Raw genomic sequence first — 14,278 nt, forward strand, 5'->3', positions numbered from 1 at the left:
ACCCTGTCTCAGACATGGATACGACTCGCCGCGCTCTCCTCGCGACGCTCGGAGGGGGCGCGACGCTCGGACTCGCCGGTTGTCTCGGTGTCGGTGGAAGTAGCAACGGTGACGCGGGCGACTGCGACATCACCGAGGAGTCGACGGTACAGGAACTCCCGGCGCCCAGCATGGGTCCGGAGGACGCGCCCGTCGTCGTCAAAGCGTGGGAGGACTACGTCTGTCCGCACTGTGCGACGTTCGCACTCGACGTCCTGCCGAAGATCCAGTCGAACTTCGTCGAGTCCGGCGACGTCCGTTACGAACACCACGACTTCCCGATCCCGATGAGCGAGAAGTGGTCGTGGGCGATCCCGAGCGCGGCCCGCGGCGTCCAAGACTCGATGGACGACGAGGCGTTCTTCGAGTTCTCCCATCAGATGTTCGCCAATCAAGACAGCTACTCGATGGATCTCGTCCAGACCGAGGCCGAGGCAGTCGGCGCCGACGGCTGTGACATTCGCGGCGACGCTATCAACGGGACCTACCGTCCGGTGCTGGAGGCCGATAAACAGCGCGGCCAACAGCGAGACATCCCGGGGACTCCTGCGGTGTTCGTCAACGGCACGCTCCTGCAGGACACGTCGTGGGAGAACGTGAAGTCGACTATCGAGTCCGAACTGTAGGCCGCTCGCGCGCCGCGACCATCGGGGTCGACGGTCGCGAAGTCGTGAATCGACTACGTTTTCCATTCCTGCCGGCAACGTCGCGTGGGAGACAGACCTGACGGCCGAGTCGGTCCAGATGATGCCGCCGCCGGTCGTCGGTGACGTCGACGGCGACGGCGCAAGCGAGATCGTCGCCGCTGGCAACGACGGGACCGTCTCGGTCGTCTCGGTCGACGGCGAGCTGCGGGCGACCTACAGCCGCGACGTCCCGATCTTTACGCACGCGACGCTGGCCGACACCGACGGCGACGGCGACGACGAGATGCTGGTGGTGTACGCCGACGGACGGGTCGTCTCGCTGGACTACGCGTCGTGAGGGGCGAACAGACGGGACGAAGTAGACGACCCCACGAGTCGGCGTCCCGTACTCCCGCGAACCGACCCGCTGCGCTGGTCAGACCACGGGGTCGGTGGGCTCGCTCTCGCACTTGAACTTTCGCTCCGCTGGTCGGAACGCCGCCCGCCGCTAGTTCCGCTCGCTCGACGCGTCGCTACTCGCTCTCGCCCGTCGGGGCCGGGAACGAACGGAGACGGCGCGGCGGGACGAGGAAGTTACCACGACGACGGACGAAGATGTACTCGAGGATGCCGTTGTTCACTCGCTGGCGGATCGCCGGGTTCGACGTGAGGTCGGTGCCGTTCATCGCCTCGCGGACCTCCTCGAAGACGGAGATACCGGTCTGCAGCGACGGGAAGTGGAGGCTGGCGACGTCGTCGTCGGTCGACTCGAAGTGCCGTCGGAGGGTACGGACGTTCCCCTCCTCGTCGCGGTTGGCCCGTGCGGCCTTCTGGGCGTGGCCGACGCGGCCGTACTGTGTGGCGTGGTCTTCAATACTCTCGATGATCTCGGGTGTGAGACCGCTGCTGTCACCGAGGTTGTCGCCGACGCCCTCGACAATCCCCTCGGCAGCGTGGGCGGGGCTGAACAGCTCGGCGACCCGGTCGTCGAACTCCTGTTCGACGTACCAGTCTTTGAGACGCTGACGAAGGTTCGAGACGTGTTTCGTCGTCCCGCCGGCGAACGGTCCCTCCTGCAGGGTGACGTAGTCCTCGGTCGCCTGGTTCTTCGCGAATCCGGCTTTGAACCCCATGAACAGCGGCGACTCCTCGGGGACCGGTTTCGAGTCGGGGACACCCTCGACGTCTTGTCGCTCGGCGGGCATCCCCGGGCCGACGAACCCGGTCCGTCGAGAGTCGACCGCCAGCACGTCTGTGAGCGGCGACTCGACGGTGATGCCGTTGGCGGTGTCGCGCTCGCCCGTGAGCGCCTGTTCGGCCTCCAGCAGCGCGTCGGCGCGCGTCGACCCGAGGTGGAGCAGCGCGTCCTGTCGGTCGAACTCGGGGTCCTCGAACGGTGCGAGCGACCGTGGTTCGGGGAGGTCGAGCCCCTCCGGCAGCGACTCGTCGAACCGATCGAAGTACGCCGGCGAGTAGGCGATGGAGTAGATCAGCCCCTCGTGGCTCCGCTCGTAGGCTCGGTCGAGCACCGTGAGTGCCGACTCGAGCACCTCCCGGTCGTCCGCGGTCGGTGAGCCGTCGTGGTCGAGGGTCAGATACAGCAGCAACTGGTGGCGCGGTCCTTCGACGTTGCCCGCCTCGTCGTGTTGGAGCACGTCGTTCCAGGCGTGTTGGCGGTCCGGCAGCGACGACGGGTCGTCCGTCCCGCTCGGGATCGGGTCGTCGTCTTCGGTCCGGTCCAGACAGGCTGCGAGGGCGCTGGCGCCGCCGGTGGCGACGGCTGCCTTCATGAACGCTCTGCGCGAGGACGCCCCTTCGAACATACGCGGGCTAGGTGACTGCGCCGTTAAGGGGTTCTGGTCCGGTTCGCGAATCCGTCCGATCCCCTTCGGCCGCCCCTCGGATGCGGGGTTTCGAGCGACGCACCAATCGGCATTTGAGTCTTCGGGCAGTAGGGCCAGGTAATGAACAACCGGTCGTCTCTCCGTTCCGCCCCTCCGGCGGGGGGTCGTTCGTGAGCGGGTTGCTCGTGCTCCCGTGTCACGTCGCCACGACGGTGACGCCGATGCTCGTCGTCGCAGTGTCGCTCGCCGGCCTCGGTTCGGCCGTCGTCGCCGCGCTCGGAATCGCCGCCTTCGCACAGCGTCGGTCGGGGTCGTACCTCCTCGTCGCGCTCGCGCTGTCTGCGGTGCTGGCCCGGAGCGCCGTCGCCGTGCTCACCATCGGCGGCGTCATGCCGTTCGGTCCGCACCACACGGCCGAGCACGCGCTGGACTTCGTGTTGGTGACGCTGGTGCTCGCGGCGGTTTACTACGCTCGCCGCGTCGAGTCGGCGGCGGGGGTGAACCGATGAGCGCCACCCGAGACAGCATCGCGAGCTACGTCCGCGACCATCCGGGCGTCCACTTCAACGAACTCGTCCGCGGCACCGACTTCGCGCCGGGACAGGTCCAGTACCACCTCCGGCGACTCACCGGGTCGGAGACGGTCGCCGCCGAGGAACTGTACGGACGGACCCACTACTACCCGCCGACGTTCTCCGAGTGGGAGCGCGGCGCGCTCGCGCTCGTCCGACGGGAGACCGCCCGCGACGTCATCGGCTACCTGCTCGAACACGGACCGAGCGACCCGGCGACCGTCGCCGACGGCGTCGGTGTCGCCCGGAGCACGCTGGAGTGGCATCTCGACCACCTCGTCGAGCAGGAGGTCGTGACGAAGGAGCGCGACGCACGAAACCGGGTGACGCTCGTGCTCGACCGCCCCGACGCGACCACGGAGCTACTCGCGTCGGTGTCGCCCTCGCTGCCCGACCGCTTCCTCGATCGCTTCACTCGCCTCGTCGACGACCTGCTCGCCGGCGAGTAGGCGGTCGATCGTCCGACGGCCGCTCGTTCGACGGGTGTACCAGAACTCGTAACCTGCCGAGTCCCTAAACTGGGCGTAATGCAACGACGCAGGTTTCTCGGTGCGGCCGGTCTCGGTCTCACCGGTTCGCTCGCCGGCTGTACGAGCGTCACGAGTCTCTTTCAGACGTCGAACAGCCGCGAGCCGCCGCTCGTCGAGAATCGGCCGGACGCCATCTACATCCCGACGCACGAGGAGGGGATGGAGATGATCGGGATGGGCGACGCCGGCGACCTGAAGGTCGGGCTGATGTACAGCTACGCCCACCGGTTCTGGATGGTCGAGAACGACGGCGGCGAGTGGGTCTCGACGGAGGTGCCGTTCGAATCCGACGACACCGTCCACCTCATGGCGATCGTCTGGGAACCCGAGACCGGCGTCGTCGTCCCCTCCACCGACGTCACGGTCGAGGTCACCAACAGCGACGGCCTCGTCTACCAGGAGGTCGTCTACCCGATGTTCTCCCAGCAGATGGGCGTCCACTACGGGGACAACGTCGCGCTCGACGGCAACGACGTCTACACGGTGACGGTCACCGTCGCTGGCGTCCCGTTCGAGCGGTTCGGCTCTTTCGAAGGGAAGTTCGCCGAGGCCGCCACCGCCGAGATCCAGTTCGACTACCGCGAGGGGAAGCGCAACGACATCCCGTATCAACTCCTCGAGGACCGACAGGGCGAACGCGGCGCGCTCCCGGCGATGGAGATGGAGATGCCGACCGGTGTCGCTCCCGACTCGCTCCCCGGCGAGACGATCGGCGAAGGGACGAGCGAGAACGAGGACCTCACGTTCCGCGCACAGGCTGTCACCGACGAGCGATTCGGCGACGCCCCCTACCTGCTCGTCTCGCCGCGGACGCGGTACAACGGCTATCTCGTTCCGGGGATGTCGCTGTCGGCGACGGTCGAACGCGACGGCGAGACAGCCTTCGACGGCGAACTGCGGGCGGGGCTGGACCCGGAGGCGGGGCTGCACTACGGCGCGCCGGTCGAAGGACTCACCGTCGACGATGGCGTCACCGTCGCCGTCGACGTCCCGACCCAGCTCGCCCGTCACGAGGGGTACGAGACCGCCTTCTTCGACGTCGACGACGTCACCGTCGCCTGAGCGAGCCGACGAGAAGACGCCAAGGATTTCCCGCTACCCTCCGTCGACTCTACTATGGGCTCACAGCGCCGAGACCGGGTCGTGCTCGCGGGCGCCGTCTGGGCGGTGCTCGTCTCGCAGGTCTTTCTGTATCCCGGCGTCTCGGATCTCGTCACCGCGCTCGGGGCCACGGGCGACCTCGACGCCGGGATGTACTTTCTCGTCGCCGAGTTCGTCGCCTTCGTCCTCTTTGCACCCGTCTGGGGTGCGCTCAGCGACACGCTCGGTCGACGCGTCCCGCTCGTCGTCGTCGGCGCCCTCGGCGGTGCGGCGTCGTATCTGGCGCTCGCGTTCGTCCCCCAACTGGGACTCCCGTTCGCCGGCGTGCTGGCGATCCGCGCCGTCGGCGGCGCGTTCACCATCGGCGCGTTCTCGCTCTCCATCTCGATGCTATCGGACCTCTCCGGCGGCCACGGCCGTAACATGGGGGCGGCGGGCATCGCCATCGGTCTCGGGGCCGCCCTCGGCTCCGTCGTCGGCGGTCGACTCACTGTCGTCGACCCGCTGGCGCCGCTCGTCGCCGCCACGGGCGTCCTCGTCGTCGTCGCCGGCCTGCTTTCGACCGTCACCGACCGTGCGGAGCGGTCGACCGACCGCGACGTCGGCGGCGCACTCGGCCGCCTGACCGACCGACCGGCGCTGCTCGTCCCCTTCGCGTTCGGCTTCATCGACCGCATGACGGCCGGCTTCTTCGCGCTCGTCGGCGTCTACTACTTCCGCGAGACGTTCGGCCTCGACGCCGCTGGCGCGGGGGCGGTGCTCGCGACCTTCTTTGTCCCCTTCGCTCTCTTTCAGTACCCCGCGGGCGTCCTCTCGGACCGTGTCGGTCGGTTCGTCCCCGTCGTCGTCGGGTCGCTCTGCTACGGCCTCACCATCGTCGGCGTCGTCGCCGCACCGACGCTGCCGCTGGCGGCCGCCGCGATGGCACTCGTCGGCGTTGCCGGTGCGCTCGTCGCTCCGGCGACGATGGCGCTCGTGACGGACGTCGCCGACTCGGACGAGCGAGGCGCGGCGCTCGGCGGGTTCAACGTCTTCGGGAGTCTTGGCTTCTTGACCGGGTTCCTCCTCGGCGGGGCCGCCACCGAGGTCGCGGGCTACGTCCCGGCGTTCCTCGTCGTCGGCGGGGCCGAGATCGCCATCGCCATCGTGGCGTCGCGGGCGGTCAAGCGACTGTCTGACGAGACGATCCTGTCACAGGGGTCGGTGCCGACGGGCGACGACTGAGCGACCGATTCGTGGAACCGACTGCCGAGTGACGGTTGTTAGCGTTCGTTCCGAACAGAGCGCGCGTATCTTTCAGTCCACGTCCACTACTGTTGCGGTCGTGGCGCGAACTGAGCGGATGATTCTTCGGAGTATCTGTCGGGAGTGTTGAAAGAATAGAACGAGGTCATCACTCGTCACAATCCTATCTCCGTGAGCAAGAGATCACCGTGTCACTTTTCCTGTGCCCATGCACACCTGCGACAGAATTGAACGATTCCCACATGATTAACTACCTATAGACGTTACTTTCGGGTGAATAATGTCAGGTACAGAGATAAAATTCGACGAGACGGTGGATACGGCTGGCGCAGCGTGCCCTGGTCCACTGATGGAGCTCGTCGGCGTGATCGAACGCGCCGAGTCGGGAGCGGTCGTGCGGCCGTTGAGTGACAACGAACAGTCGGCCAGTGACGTTCCCAAGCGGGCCGAACAGGCAGGGAACACGGTGTTGGGGTCCATCGAACAGGACGACAGCTACGAGTGCTCCGTGGAGAAGCCATGAGTCAACACGTCGTCATCGTCGGTGGGGGAACTGGAGGAAGCGTCCTCGCGAACGACCTCGCAGAGCGCCTCGGGACCGAGCTAGCCGAGGGGGACGTCGACGTGACGCTGGTCAACGACGGTCCCGACCACGTCTACAAGCCCGTCTGGCTGTACGTCCCGTTCGGCAAGCGAGAACCCGAAGATGGCCGTCGCCTCCTCTCGGAGCTCGTCGACGACCGCATCGATCTCCGAAACGACCGGGTCAGCGAGATCGACACCGACGCCAAGCAGCTCCGTTACCAAGACGGAGACGGTCCAGTCGACTACGACTATCTCGTCCTCGCGACGGGGTCGACACTCGCACCGGAAGAGATTCCAGGGCTCGCCGAGGGCGGCCACGACTACTACAGTGAGGATGGCGCGGTGGCACTTCGCGAGGAACTGCTGTCGTTCACCGAGGGCCACCTCGTGCTCAGCGTCATCGGGACGCCCCATATGTGTCCGGCCGCACCGCTGGAGTTCGTCTTTATGGCCGACGACTGGTTCCGCAAGCGTGGGCTCCGAGAGGACATCGAGATCACCTACACGTACCCGATTAATCGCGTCCACGGCAATCCGAACATCGCCGAGTGGGCCAAGCCGCTGATGGACGAGCGCGACATCAACGTCGAGACGTTCTTCAACGCAGACGAGGTCGACCCGGGTTCCAAGGTCGTCACGTCGATGGAGGGGTCGGAGCTCGACTACGACCTCCTCGTCGGCATCCCACCACACCGCGGCGTCGACCTCGTAGAGGAGGCTGGCCTTGGCGACAACGGGTGGGTCAGTGTGGACAAACACACCCTCGAAGCGGAGAACGCGGACGACGTGTACGCGCTCGGTGATACGGCCGAGACCGGTGTCCCGAAGGCGGGAAGTGTCGCACACTACCAGGCAGGTGTCGTGGCACAACGGCTGTCGAGCGATGTCCGTGGCTACCCAGCGACGGCGTCGTACGACGGGAAGACGCTCTGTTTCCTCGAGACGGGCATGGATGAAGCGTCGTTCGTTGCGTTCGACTACGAGAACCCGCCGAATCCGGCACCGCCGTCGCAGAAACTGCACTGGTCGAAGCTAGCGTACAACGAGGCCTACTGGCTCACCGCACGGGGACTGCTCTGAACATGTCGGAAGAACAGTCAGAACAGCGTGAAGCGCTCGAAGAGGCGATCGCAGAGAACCCGGAGGCAGTCGCTGCGTTCGTCGAACGTCTCGACGCCGTTAACGAACTGTTGGACGTGGTGTCCCTCGGCGAGAGTGCACTCAGCGACGAGATGGTCCGAGAGCTCTCGGGGACAGCTACGACGCTCGCGGAGTCCGCAGATGGCCTCGCGACCGACGAGACCGTCGGTCTCGCCGCAGCGGTCGGCGACAACGGGGCGGAGCTCCAAGAGGCACTCGAGACGATCGTCACGTTGCAGCAGTCGGGCGCGCTCGACGACCTCGTGGAGTTAGCCCAGGTGGCTTCGCTAGGCAGTGCCGCACTCAGCGACGAGATGGTCCGGGAGCTCGCGAACACAGGCTCTGCGCTCGGCGAAGTCGCGGATACCGCAGCCGACAAGGGGACTCGGGATGGCCTGCATCGGCTCCTCAAAGGGGTCGGCACGGCCGAAGCCGAGGATCCCGAGCGCATCGGTGCACTCGGACTCGCTCGAGGGGTCCGCGACCCGGACGTCCAGTACGGGTTGGGCTATCTCCTCGCACTCGCAGGTGCGATCGGACGGTCGCGGAACCCGGACGAAGCCTGAGACCGTCCCGATCCGATAGTCGGAGTGAGAGGATCGGCAGTGTCGACTCTGGAGACTCACAGAACGCAGAAAGCTGGTCGGTTGCTGAACTCACTCTCTATCTGTTACACGCCTCTGCTGACAGCCACTGCGGTGGTCTCTGGGGGCGTCCCGTACTGGAGCGCACATATGCGGCACGACCGACACACAAAGTGGCTCGTTTGTCGGCCGATGAGTGGAAGGTTAGATGGCGACGGAGACAGCGTGAGTGAGCCGGGCAGACTCCCCACCCTGCGAAGCCAGAGGCACACACCGACACGGAACGGAAATCCCGTGTGGTGTCATACCATGATTCTGACTCGGTAGTCTTCACTACTGTGCTTGCACTTTCCGGGTTCTATACTCACCAGTTCGAGACGACGTCTCTGCGTCCAGCACGCCACCTCAATCGACGACCAGTCGTCTCACCAGACGAAGCGACTGACAAGGGGTGTCCCGATTAGTCGTGGCCCGAGACGCGAACCGGCTGGTAGGGCTCCTCTAAGTACTCCATCTCGCTCGACGAGAGCGAGACGTCGAGCGCCTCGACGGCGTCTTCGAGATGCTCGACGCTCGTCGTGCCGACGATGGGGGCGTCGACCCACTCCTTGTGGAACAGCCACGCGAGGCCGATCTGTGCCATCTTCACGCCCTTCTCGTCGGCGAGTTCCTGCACGCGCTCGTTGATCTCGCGGCCGCCACCCTCCAGATACGGATGCTGGCGGGCCAGGTCGTCGGACTCCCCTCGGGTCGTCGCCTCGGACTCCTCGTGCGGCCGAGCGAGGTAGCCGCGGGCGAGCGGCGACCACGGGACGACGCCGACGTTCTCCTTCGCACAGAGTGGCAGCATCTCGCGTTCCTCCTCGCGGTAGAGCAGGTTGTAGTGGTTCTGCATCGTGACGAACCGCTCTACCCCCAGCGAGTCGGCAGTGTGGAGCGACTCGGCGAACTGATGGGTCCACATCGACGACGCGCCGATGTACCGCACCTTCCCGCGCCGGACGGCGTCGTCGAGCGCCCGCAACGTCCCCTCGATGGGCGTGTCGTAGTCCCAGCGGTGGATCTGATAGAGGTCGACGGTGTCCATCCCCAACCTGTCCAGAGAGTTCTCCAACTCCTGTTCGATCGCCTTCCGCGAGAGGCCGCCCGAGTTGGGGTTCTCCTCGTCCATCTGGAAGTAGCCCTTCGTGGCGACGACCGACTCCTCGCGGCGACCCTCCAGCGCCTCGCCGAGGACGCGCTCGGACTCCCCGTTCGAGTACATGTTGGCGGTGTCGAAGAAGTTGATCCCGAGGTCGATCGCGCGTTCGACGAGTTCCTTCCCCTCCTCCTCGTCGAGCACCCAGTCGCGCCAGTCGCTCGTTCCGAAGCTCATACAGCCGAGACAGATCCGGGAGACCTCCATCCCGGTGTCGCCGAGTGTCGTGTACTCCATGTTCGAGACTCAGTGGCAACTCACAAAAACGTAGGTTCCGCGGAACTGTGGGCCGAGCGACGAGCGTCGTCCCGCTGACGACTGCTGTCGTACGTCACTGCGGATTTTATGTCTCAGAGACACGTATCTACACCCGACGAGAGCCCTCCGCTCTCGCGGTGATTTCAATGATTCACAACGTTCGACAGACGTGGCACCGGCTCGGTGTCCTGCTCGTCGTCCTCCTCGTCGTGACGGGGTCGATCCCCGCGCTCGCGCTGGCACAGGCGACGGGAGACGACCAGACCGACCAGACGCGCGCCGGCGGTATCGTTAGAATCGGGCCGGGTCAGACGGTCTCCGGCGACCTCGACGCGACCGGCGGCACCGTCCTCGTGTTGGGGACGGTCGACGGGGACCTCGAAGCGGTCGGCGGCACCGTCGTCGTCTCGGGTACCGTCACCGGCGACGTGCAGGCGATCGCCGGGTCGGTCACCATCGAAGGCGACGTCGACGGCAGCGTCGACGCGCTGGGTGGGAGCGTGCTCGTCCGCGACGGCGCACGCATCGGCGGGTCGCTCGAAGCGGCCGCCGGCGCCATCCAGCTCGACGGCGAAGTCGTCGGCAACGCTCGCCTCGGCGGCGACGAAGTGACGCTCGGGCCGACCGCGGTGGTCGGTGGCAACCTCGAGTACGACGCCGAGACGTTCGACGTCGCCCCCGGCGCGTCCGTCGCCGGTACGACGACCCGAAACGACGATCTCTCGTTCAACGTCGGGTCGCCGTTCGCCGGCGGCGTCGACTTCGCGGTGCCGACGATCCCGCCCGTCGTCGTCGTCGCCTACGGCTTCCTCGCGAACCTCCTGCTCGGGGCAGTGCTGCTGCTGGCCGCCCCGCGGTTCGCCGAACAGGTCGTCGACGTCGGCACGAACCGGGCGCTCCAGAGCGGCGGCGTCGGGCTACTGACGCTCGTCGGCGTACCGGTGGTGCTCGTGATCCTCCTCCTCACCATCGTCGGCATCCCGCTGTCGCTGCTCGGGTTCGTCGTCTTCGCGTTCGCGCTCTGGGTCGGACAGGTGTTCGGCGCGTATCTCGTCGGGACGAAGGCGCTCGATCTCGCCGACCGGTCGTCGCGCTGGGGTGCGCTCCTGCTCGGACTGCTGGCGCTGGCCGCGCTGGAACTCCTCCCGTTCGGTCTCGGCGGTGTGGTGAGCTTCGTCGTCCTCCTGCTCGGACTCGGCGCGCTGGCGCTCGCGCTGTACGAACGGTCGCGCGGCGAACGCCGCCGGACGACCGGCGTCGCTGCCGACGACTCCGAGGGACGGCCGACCGCCTGAGCGTCCATACCCACCTCCTCACTGACCGACGGTGAGGAGCCCGTGTCACCCAAATGATTATCCCTGAGCTTTTCGACTCTCGGTTATGGCAATCGACTACGACGACGCCGTCGAATCGTTCGAGTGGGACGTCCCCGCCGACTACAACCTCCCGTCGGTCGTCGAGTCCCACGCCGACTCGTTCGGCGACCGTGTCGCCGTCTACTTCCGCGACGCCGACGGAGCACGGGAGGAGCGAACCTACGAGGACCTCCGGCGTGACATGAACCGCTTCGCGAACGCGCTCGCGGAGTTGGGCGTCGGGAAAGGCGACCGCGTGATGCATCTGTTCCCGCGGCATCCCGACGGGTTCGCCGTTCAACTGGGGGCGCTGAAACGCGGCGCGCTGCTCGTCCCCTGCTCGGAGATGCTGAAACCGAAGGACCTGCAGTTCCGCGCCGACGACTGCGAGGCGACGACGGTCGTCGCCCACGCCGACCTGACGGAGATGGTCGATCCCATCGCCGACGACTCGCCGCTCTCGACGTTCGTCTCGCTGGACGGCGCGCCGGGCGACTGGCAGGCGTTCGGGGACCTGCTCGACGGCCAGTCGGACGAACACGACGGCCCCGACGTCGGCGCGGAGGACCCGATGTCCATCAACTACACCTCGGGCACCACGGGCAACCCGAAACCCGTCCGCCACAAGCATCGCTGGATGCGCTGCTTCGAACTGGTCAACGCCCCCTACTGGTGGGGCGTGACGGCCGACTCGAACCTCGAAGACGAACTGCTCTGGGCGACGACCGGCACGGGGTGGGCCAAGTGGTTCTGGAGTCCCGTCGGCGTCGGCCTGACGACTGGGGCGTCACAACTCGTCTACGAGGGCGAGTTCGACCCCGAGACCTTCCTGCAGGTGATGGACGAGGAGGGCGTCACCCGCCTCTGTGCGGTCCCGACGCAGTACCGGATGTTCACGCAGGTCGACCTCTCGGAGTACGACATCGATCTGACGGCCGCGCTCTCGGCGGGCGAACCGCTCAACCGCGAACCCATCGAGCGCGTCGAAGAGGCGTTCGGCGTCACCCCGCGGGACGGCTACGGCCAGACCGAGACGGTCGCGCTCGTCACCAACTACCCCGGCATCGACGTGAAACCCGGCAGCATGGGCAAGCCGACGCCCGGTCTCGGGACGACCATCGTCGACGACGACGAGGAGGAACTCCCGCCCGGCGAGATCGGCGAGATCGCCGTCCCCGTCGGCTGTCCCGGCATCTTCGACGGCTACTACGAGAAGCCCGACCTCGACGCCGAGACGTTCTCCGGGGAGTACTACCGCACTGGGGACCTCGCCTCCCGCGACGAGGACGGCTACTTCTTCTTCGAGGGCCGCGCCGACGACATCATCATCTCGGCGGGCTACCGCATCGGCCCGTTCGAGGTCGAAGACGCGCTCATCTCGCACCCCGCCGTCGCCGAGGCCGCCGCGGTCGCCAGCCCACACGAGGAACGCGGCGACGTCGTCAAGGCGTATGTCGTCCTCGCAGAGGGTAACGATCCGAGCGACGAACTGGTCGAGGAGATCCAGAGCTTCATGAAGGAGGAGACGGCCCCGTACAAGTATCCCCGACGCGTCGAGTTCGTCGACGAACTGCCGAAGACGTCGAGCGGGAAGATTCGCCGAGTCGAACTCCGCAAGCAGGAAGTCGAGCAGTTCGGGCAGTAGCCTCGACCCCCGAACTAGTCGCGGAAGCTCGCCGTGTAGACGAGAAACGCGCCGGTGGCGATGACGAACGTCAGGAAGGTCACGAGCGACAGCACGGTCGCGATGGGTTCCAGTGGGGCGACGAACTCCGGACCGGTCGTCGCGAGGACGAGCACGGCCACGAGCGCTGCGATGAGTGCGAGCAACCAGTTCGTCAGAATATTGTCCATAGCCCACCCTCACGGGCCTGACGGGAAAGCGTATCGCCGAGCGAGAAAGAACAGCTACTCTAGAGCTTCTTCAGCCGCACTTCGTCTGAGGTCACCGTCGAGATCTGTTCGTTCTGCATCGTCGACTTCACACCGTCTCCGACGCCGAGTGCCTCCCGGAGCGGGCCGGGGAGGTCCTTGTCGGCCTCGAACGTCGCCGCGCCGTCGGCGACGTCTGCGACCGTGCCGACGCGTTCGCCGTCGTGTGTGACCACCGGTTTGCCGCGGTCGTCGTCGGTGAACTGGTGCGCCATAGTGTACGGTGCGGACGCCGCATACGTGTGTCTACTGGCCACCGCCTACTCGTCCCCGTCTCCGTCTTCGTCCTCGTCTGCGACCTCGTCGCCCTCCCATCCCTCGGTGTAGATGTGGTCTTCGGACACGCCCTCGTCTTTCAGCAGGTCGGTCGTCTCGACGACCATCTGCGGGACACCACAGACGTAGAAATCCCTGCCTTCGAGCGAGTCGAGTTCGTCGGTGAGTCGGTGCTGAACGTGTCCCGTCGCTCCGTCCCAGTCTTCTTCGGAGAGCGAGTAGGTGACGTCGACGTTGTCGTTGCTCGCCGCCGTCCGGTCGAACGTCTCGCGGTAGATGAGGTCCTCCCGGGTCTTCTCGCCGACGAACAGGTGCGCGTCGCCGTCGCCGCGGTCTGCGTAGTCGCGGAGCATCGCCGCCATCGGCGTGATACCGGTCCCCGTGGCGACGAAGACGACGTCCGAATCGAAATCGCGGACGTAGAGGTTGCCGTCGACGTCTCCGACCTCGACCGTGTCGCCGCGCTCCCGCTCGTGCATCCAGACGGATGCGGTGCCGTCGTCGTACCGACGGATGGCGAGCGTGAGTTCGTCGGTGCCGGGGAGGTTGGTCACGGTGTAGGGGCGAACGACCTCCTCGCCGTCCTGCTCGAACTGGACGGTCGTGTGCTGGCCCGGCCGGAAGTCGAAGGAGTGGTCCGCGGCGACGAGGTGGAACTGCTTGACGTCGGGTGTGAGTCGAGTGACGTCGTCGACGGTCATCTCGTACGTCATCTATCGGAGCCTCGCCCGCCCGACGCAAAGGCGTGCTGGCCGGTCTCTCGGAGTGAACACGTGCGGACGACGACCGTCGCGTCGCTCGTCAACTCACCGTCTGGGAGGAAAAAACAGCGTGGGATGCCACACCTCGGCTGCGGTGTGGACGACAGACCGCGCACAGTGTGCGCCGACACAACGTCTCTCACAGTCCCTCTTGACTGTATCGTTCGGACAGAAGCGTCTGTTCGCCCCTGTACGGACTGGTCCATCGACGGGGGCGGGGACGGCGCTCTCA

The 14,278-nt window shown here is 66.5% G+C and carries 16 protein-coding genes; 11 read left to right on the forward strand and 5 right to left on the reverse strand.

Going from position 1 to position 14,278, the window contains the following annotated elements; genetic code table 11:
* The first annotated feature begins 14 nt into the window (after positions 1–14).
* Entirely contained in the window at positions 15–665 is a 651-nt protein-coding gene (locus BSG17_RS15875; protein ID WP_089825841.1) for a DsbA family protein, read from the forward strand.
* Positions 666–783: 118 nt separating this feature from the next.
* Entirely contained in the window at positions 784–1,023 is a 240-nt protein-coding gene (locus BSG17_RS15880) for an FG-GAP-like repeat-containing protein (protein ID WP_211609158.1), read from the forward strand.
* Between the two features lie 175 nt (positions 1,024–1,198).
* Here the strand turns inward: BSG17_RS15880 and BSG17_RS15885 are convergent, their stop codons facing one another.
* Entirely contained in the window at positions 1,199–2,488 is a 1,290-nt protein-coding gene (locus tag BSG17_RS15885) for a twin-arginine translocation signal domain-containing protein (RefSeq protein WP_089825843.1), read from the reverse strand.
* A gap of 191 nt (positions 2,489–2,679) precedes the next feature.
* On the opposite strand from BSG17_RS15885, the gene BSG17_RS15890 reads away from it, so the two are divergent.
* From BSG17_RS15890 to BSG17_RS15920, 7 genes are all read left to right on the forward strand, one after another.
* Entirely contained in the window at positions 2,680–3,018 is a 339-nt protein-coding gene (locus BSG17_RS15890) for a DUF7471 family protein (RefSeq protein WP_089825845.1), read from the forward strand.
* Complete coding sequence (locus BSG17_RS15895) at positions 3,015–3,530, forward strand: winged helix-turn-helix transcriptional regulator (RefSeq protein ID WP_089825847.1); 516 nt, start codon at positions 3,015–3,017, stop codon at positions 3,528–3,530. The genes BSG17_RS15890 and BSG17_RS15895 overlap by 4 nt, the downstream gene beginning before the upstream one ends.
* Positions 3,531–3,608: 78 nt before the next feature.
* Positions 3,609–4,673: an iron transporter gene (locus BSG17_RS15900; protein WP_089825849.1), complete on the forward strand. Its 1,065-nt coding sequence runs from the start codon at positions 3,609–3,611 to the stop codon at positions 4,671–4,673.
* Positions 4,674–4,727: 54 nt separating this feature from the next.
* Complete coding sequence (locus BSG17_RS15905; protein WP_089825850.1) at positions 4,728–5,936, forward strand: MFS transporter; 1,209 nt, start codon at positions 4,728–4,730, stop codon at positions 5,934–5,936.
* A gap of 301 nt (positions 5,937–6,237) precedes the next feature.
* Positions 6,238–6,480 (forward strand): sulfurtransferase TusA family protein, encoded by a 243-nt coding sequence (locus tag BSG17_RS15910; protein WP_089825852.1) that lies wholly within the window; start codon positions 6,238–6,240, stop codon positions 6,478–6,480.
* Positions 6,477–7,622 carry an NAD(P)/FAD-dependent oxidoreductase gene (locus tag BSG17_RS15915; RefSeq protein ID WP_089825854.1) on the forward strand — a complete coding sequence of 382 codons (1,146 nt, stop codon included), beginning with the start codon at positions 6,477–6,479 and terminating at the stop codon, positions 7,620–7,622. The genes BSG17_RS15910 and BSG17_RS15915 overlap by 4 nt, the downstream gene beginning before the upstream one ends.
* Positions 7,623–7,624: 2 nt before the next feature.
* Positions 7,625–8,248, forward strand: coding sequence for a helical membrane plugin domain-containing protein (locus BSG17_RS15920; protein ID WP_089825856.1), 624 nt, complete (start codon positions 7,625–7,627; stop codon positions 8,246–8,248).
* A gap of 478 nt (positions 8,249–8,726) precedes the next feature.
* Here the strand turns inward: BSG17_RS15920 and BSG17_RS15925 are convergent, their stop codons facing one another.
* On the reverse strand, positions 8,727–9,701 hold the full coding sequence (locus BSG17_RS15925; RefSeq protein ID WP_089825858.1) for an aldo/keto reductase: 975 nt from the start codon (positions 9,699–9,701) through the stop codon (positions 8,727–8,729).
* Between the two features lie 167 nt (positions 9,702–9,868).
* Between BSG17_RS15925 and BSG17_RS15930 the strand changes: the two genes are divergently transcribed.
* Positions 9,869–11,017, forward strand: coding sequence for a bactofilin family protein (locus BSG17_RS15930; protein ID WP_089825861.1), 1,149 nt, complete (start codon positions 9,869–9,871; stop codon positions 11,015–11,017).
* Positions 11,018–11,102: 85 nt separating this feature from the next.
* Positions 11,103–12,722: an acetate--CoA ligase gene (locus BSG17_RS15935; protein ID WP_089825862.1), complete on the forward strand. Its 1,620-nt coding sequence runs from the start codon at positions 11,103–11,105 to the stop codon at positions 12,720–12,722.
* 14 nt (positions 12,723–12,736) lie between these two features.
* Here the strand turns inward: BSG17_RS15935 and BSG17_RS15940 are convergent, their stop codons facing one another.
* The 3 genes from BSG17_RS15940 to BSG17_RS15950 are packed head-to-tail and all read right to left on the reverse strand — an operon-like array spanning position 12,737 to position 13,998.
* Positions 12,737–12,931 carry a hypothetical protein gene (locus BSG17_RS15940; RefSeq protein WP_089825864.1) on the reverse strand — a complete coding sequence of 65 codons (195 nt, stop codon included), beginning with the start codon at positions 12,929–12,931 and terminating at the stop codon, positions 12,737–12,739.
* Between the two features lie 59 nt (positions 12,932–12,990).
* On the reverse strand, positions 12,991–13,224 hold the full coding sequence (locus tag BSG17_RS15945) for a PRC-barrel domain-containing protein (protein WP_089825866.1): 234 nt from the start codon (positions 13,222–13,224) through the stop codon (positions 12,991–12,993).
* A gap of 45 nt (positions 13,225–13,269) precedes the next feature.
* Positions 13,270–13,998, reverse strand: a complete 729-nt coding sequence (locus BSG17_RS15950) for a ferredoxin--NADP reductase (RefSeq protein WP_089825868.1) — start codon at positions 13,996–13,998, stop codon at positions 13,270–13,272.
* Positions 13,999–14,278: the final 280 nt, after the last annotated feature.

It is taken from the genome of Halogranum amylolyticum, assembly GCF_900110465.1.
GTDB lineage: Archaea > Halobacteriota > Halobacteria > Halobacteriales > Haloferacaceae > Halogranum > Halogranum amylolyticum.

Bases quoted from the DNA above. Each gene is read 5' to 3' on its own strand.
- BSG17_RS15875 (WP_089825841.1), top strand. From the start codon at position 15: ATGGATACGACTCGCCGCGCTCTCCTCGCGACGCTCGGAGGGGGCGCG.
- BSG17_RS15880 (WP_211609158.1), top strand. From the start codon at position 784: ATGATGCCGCCGCCGGTCGTCGGTGACGTCGACGGCGACGGCGCAAGC.
- BSG17_RS15885 (WP_089825843.1), bottom strand. From the start codon at position 2,488: ATGTTCGAAGGGGCGTCCTCGCGCAGAGCGTTCATGAAGGCAGCCGTC.
- BSG17_RS15895 (WP_089825847.1), top strand. From the start codon at position 3,015: ATGAGCGCCACCCGAGACAGCATCGCGAGCTACGTCCGCGACCATCCG.
- BSG17_RS15900 (WP_089825849.1), top strand. From the start codon at position 3,609: ATGCAACGACGCAGGTTTCTCGGTGCGGCCGGTCTCGGTCTCACCGGT.
- BSG17_RS15905 (WP_089825850.1), top strand. From the start codon at position 4,728: ATGGGCTCACAGCGCCGAGACCGGGTCGTGCTCGCGGGCGCCGTCTGG.
- BSG17_RS15910 (WP_089825852.1), top strand. From the start codon at position 6,238: ATGTCAGGTACAGAGATAAAATTCGACGAGACGGTGGATACGGCTGGC.
- BSG17_RS15915 (WP_089825854.1), top strand. From the start codon at position 6,477: ATGAGTCAACACGTCGTCATCGTCGGTGGGGGAACTGGAGGAAGCGTC.
- BSG17_RS15920 (WP_089825856.1), top strand. From the start codon at position 7,625: ATGTCGGAAGAACAGTCAGAACAGCGTGAAGCGCTCGAAGAGGCGATC.
- BSG17_RS15925 (WP_089825858.1), bottom strand. From the start codon at position 9,701: ATGGAGTACACGACACTCGGCGACACCGGGATGGAGGTCTCCCGGATC.
- BSG17_RS15930 (WP_089825861.1), top strand. From the start codon at position 9,869: ATGATTCACAACGTTCGACAGACGTGGCACCGGCTCGGTGTCCTGCTC.
- BSG17_RS15935 (WP_089825862.1), top strand. From the start codon at position 11,103: ATGGCAATCGACTACGACGACGCCGTCGAATCGTTCGAGTGGGACGTC.
- BSG17_RS15940 (WP_089825864.1), bottom strand. From the start codon at position 12,931: ATGGACAATATTCTGACGAACTGGTTGCTCGCACTCATCGCAGCGCTC.
- BSG17_RS15945 (WP_089825866.1), bottom strand. From the start codon at position 13,224: ATGGCGCACCAGTTCACCGACGACGACCGCGGCAAACCGGTGGTCACA.
- BSG17_RS15950 (WP_089825868.1), bottom strand. From the start codon at position 13,998: ATGACGTACGAGATGACCGTCGACGACGTCACTCGACTCACACCCGAC.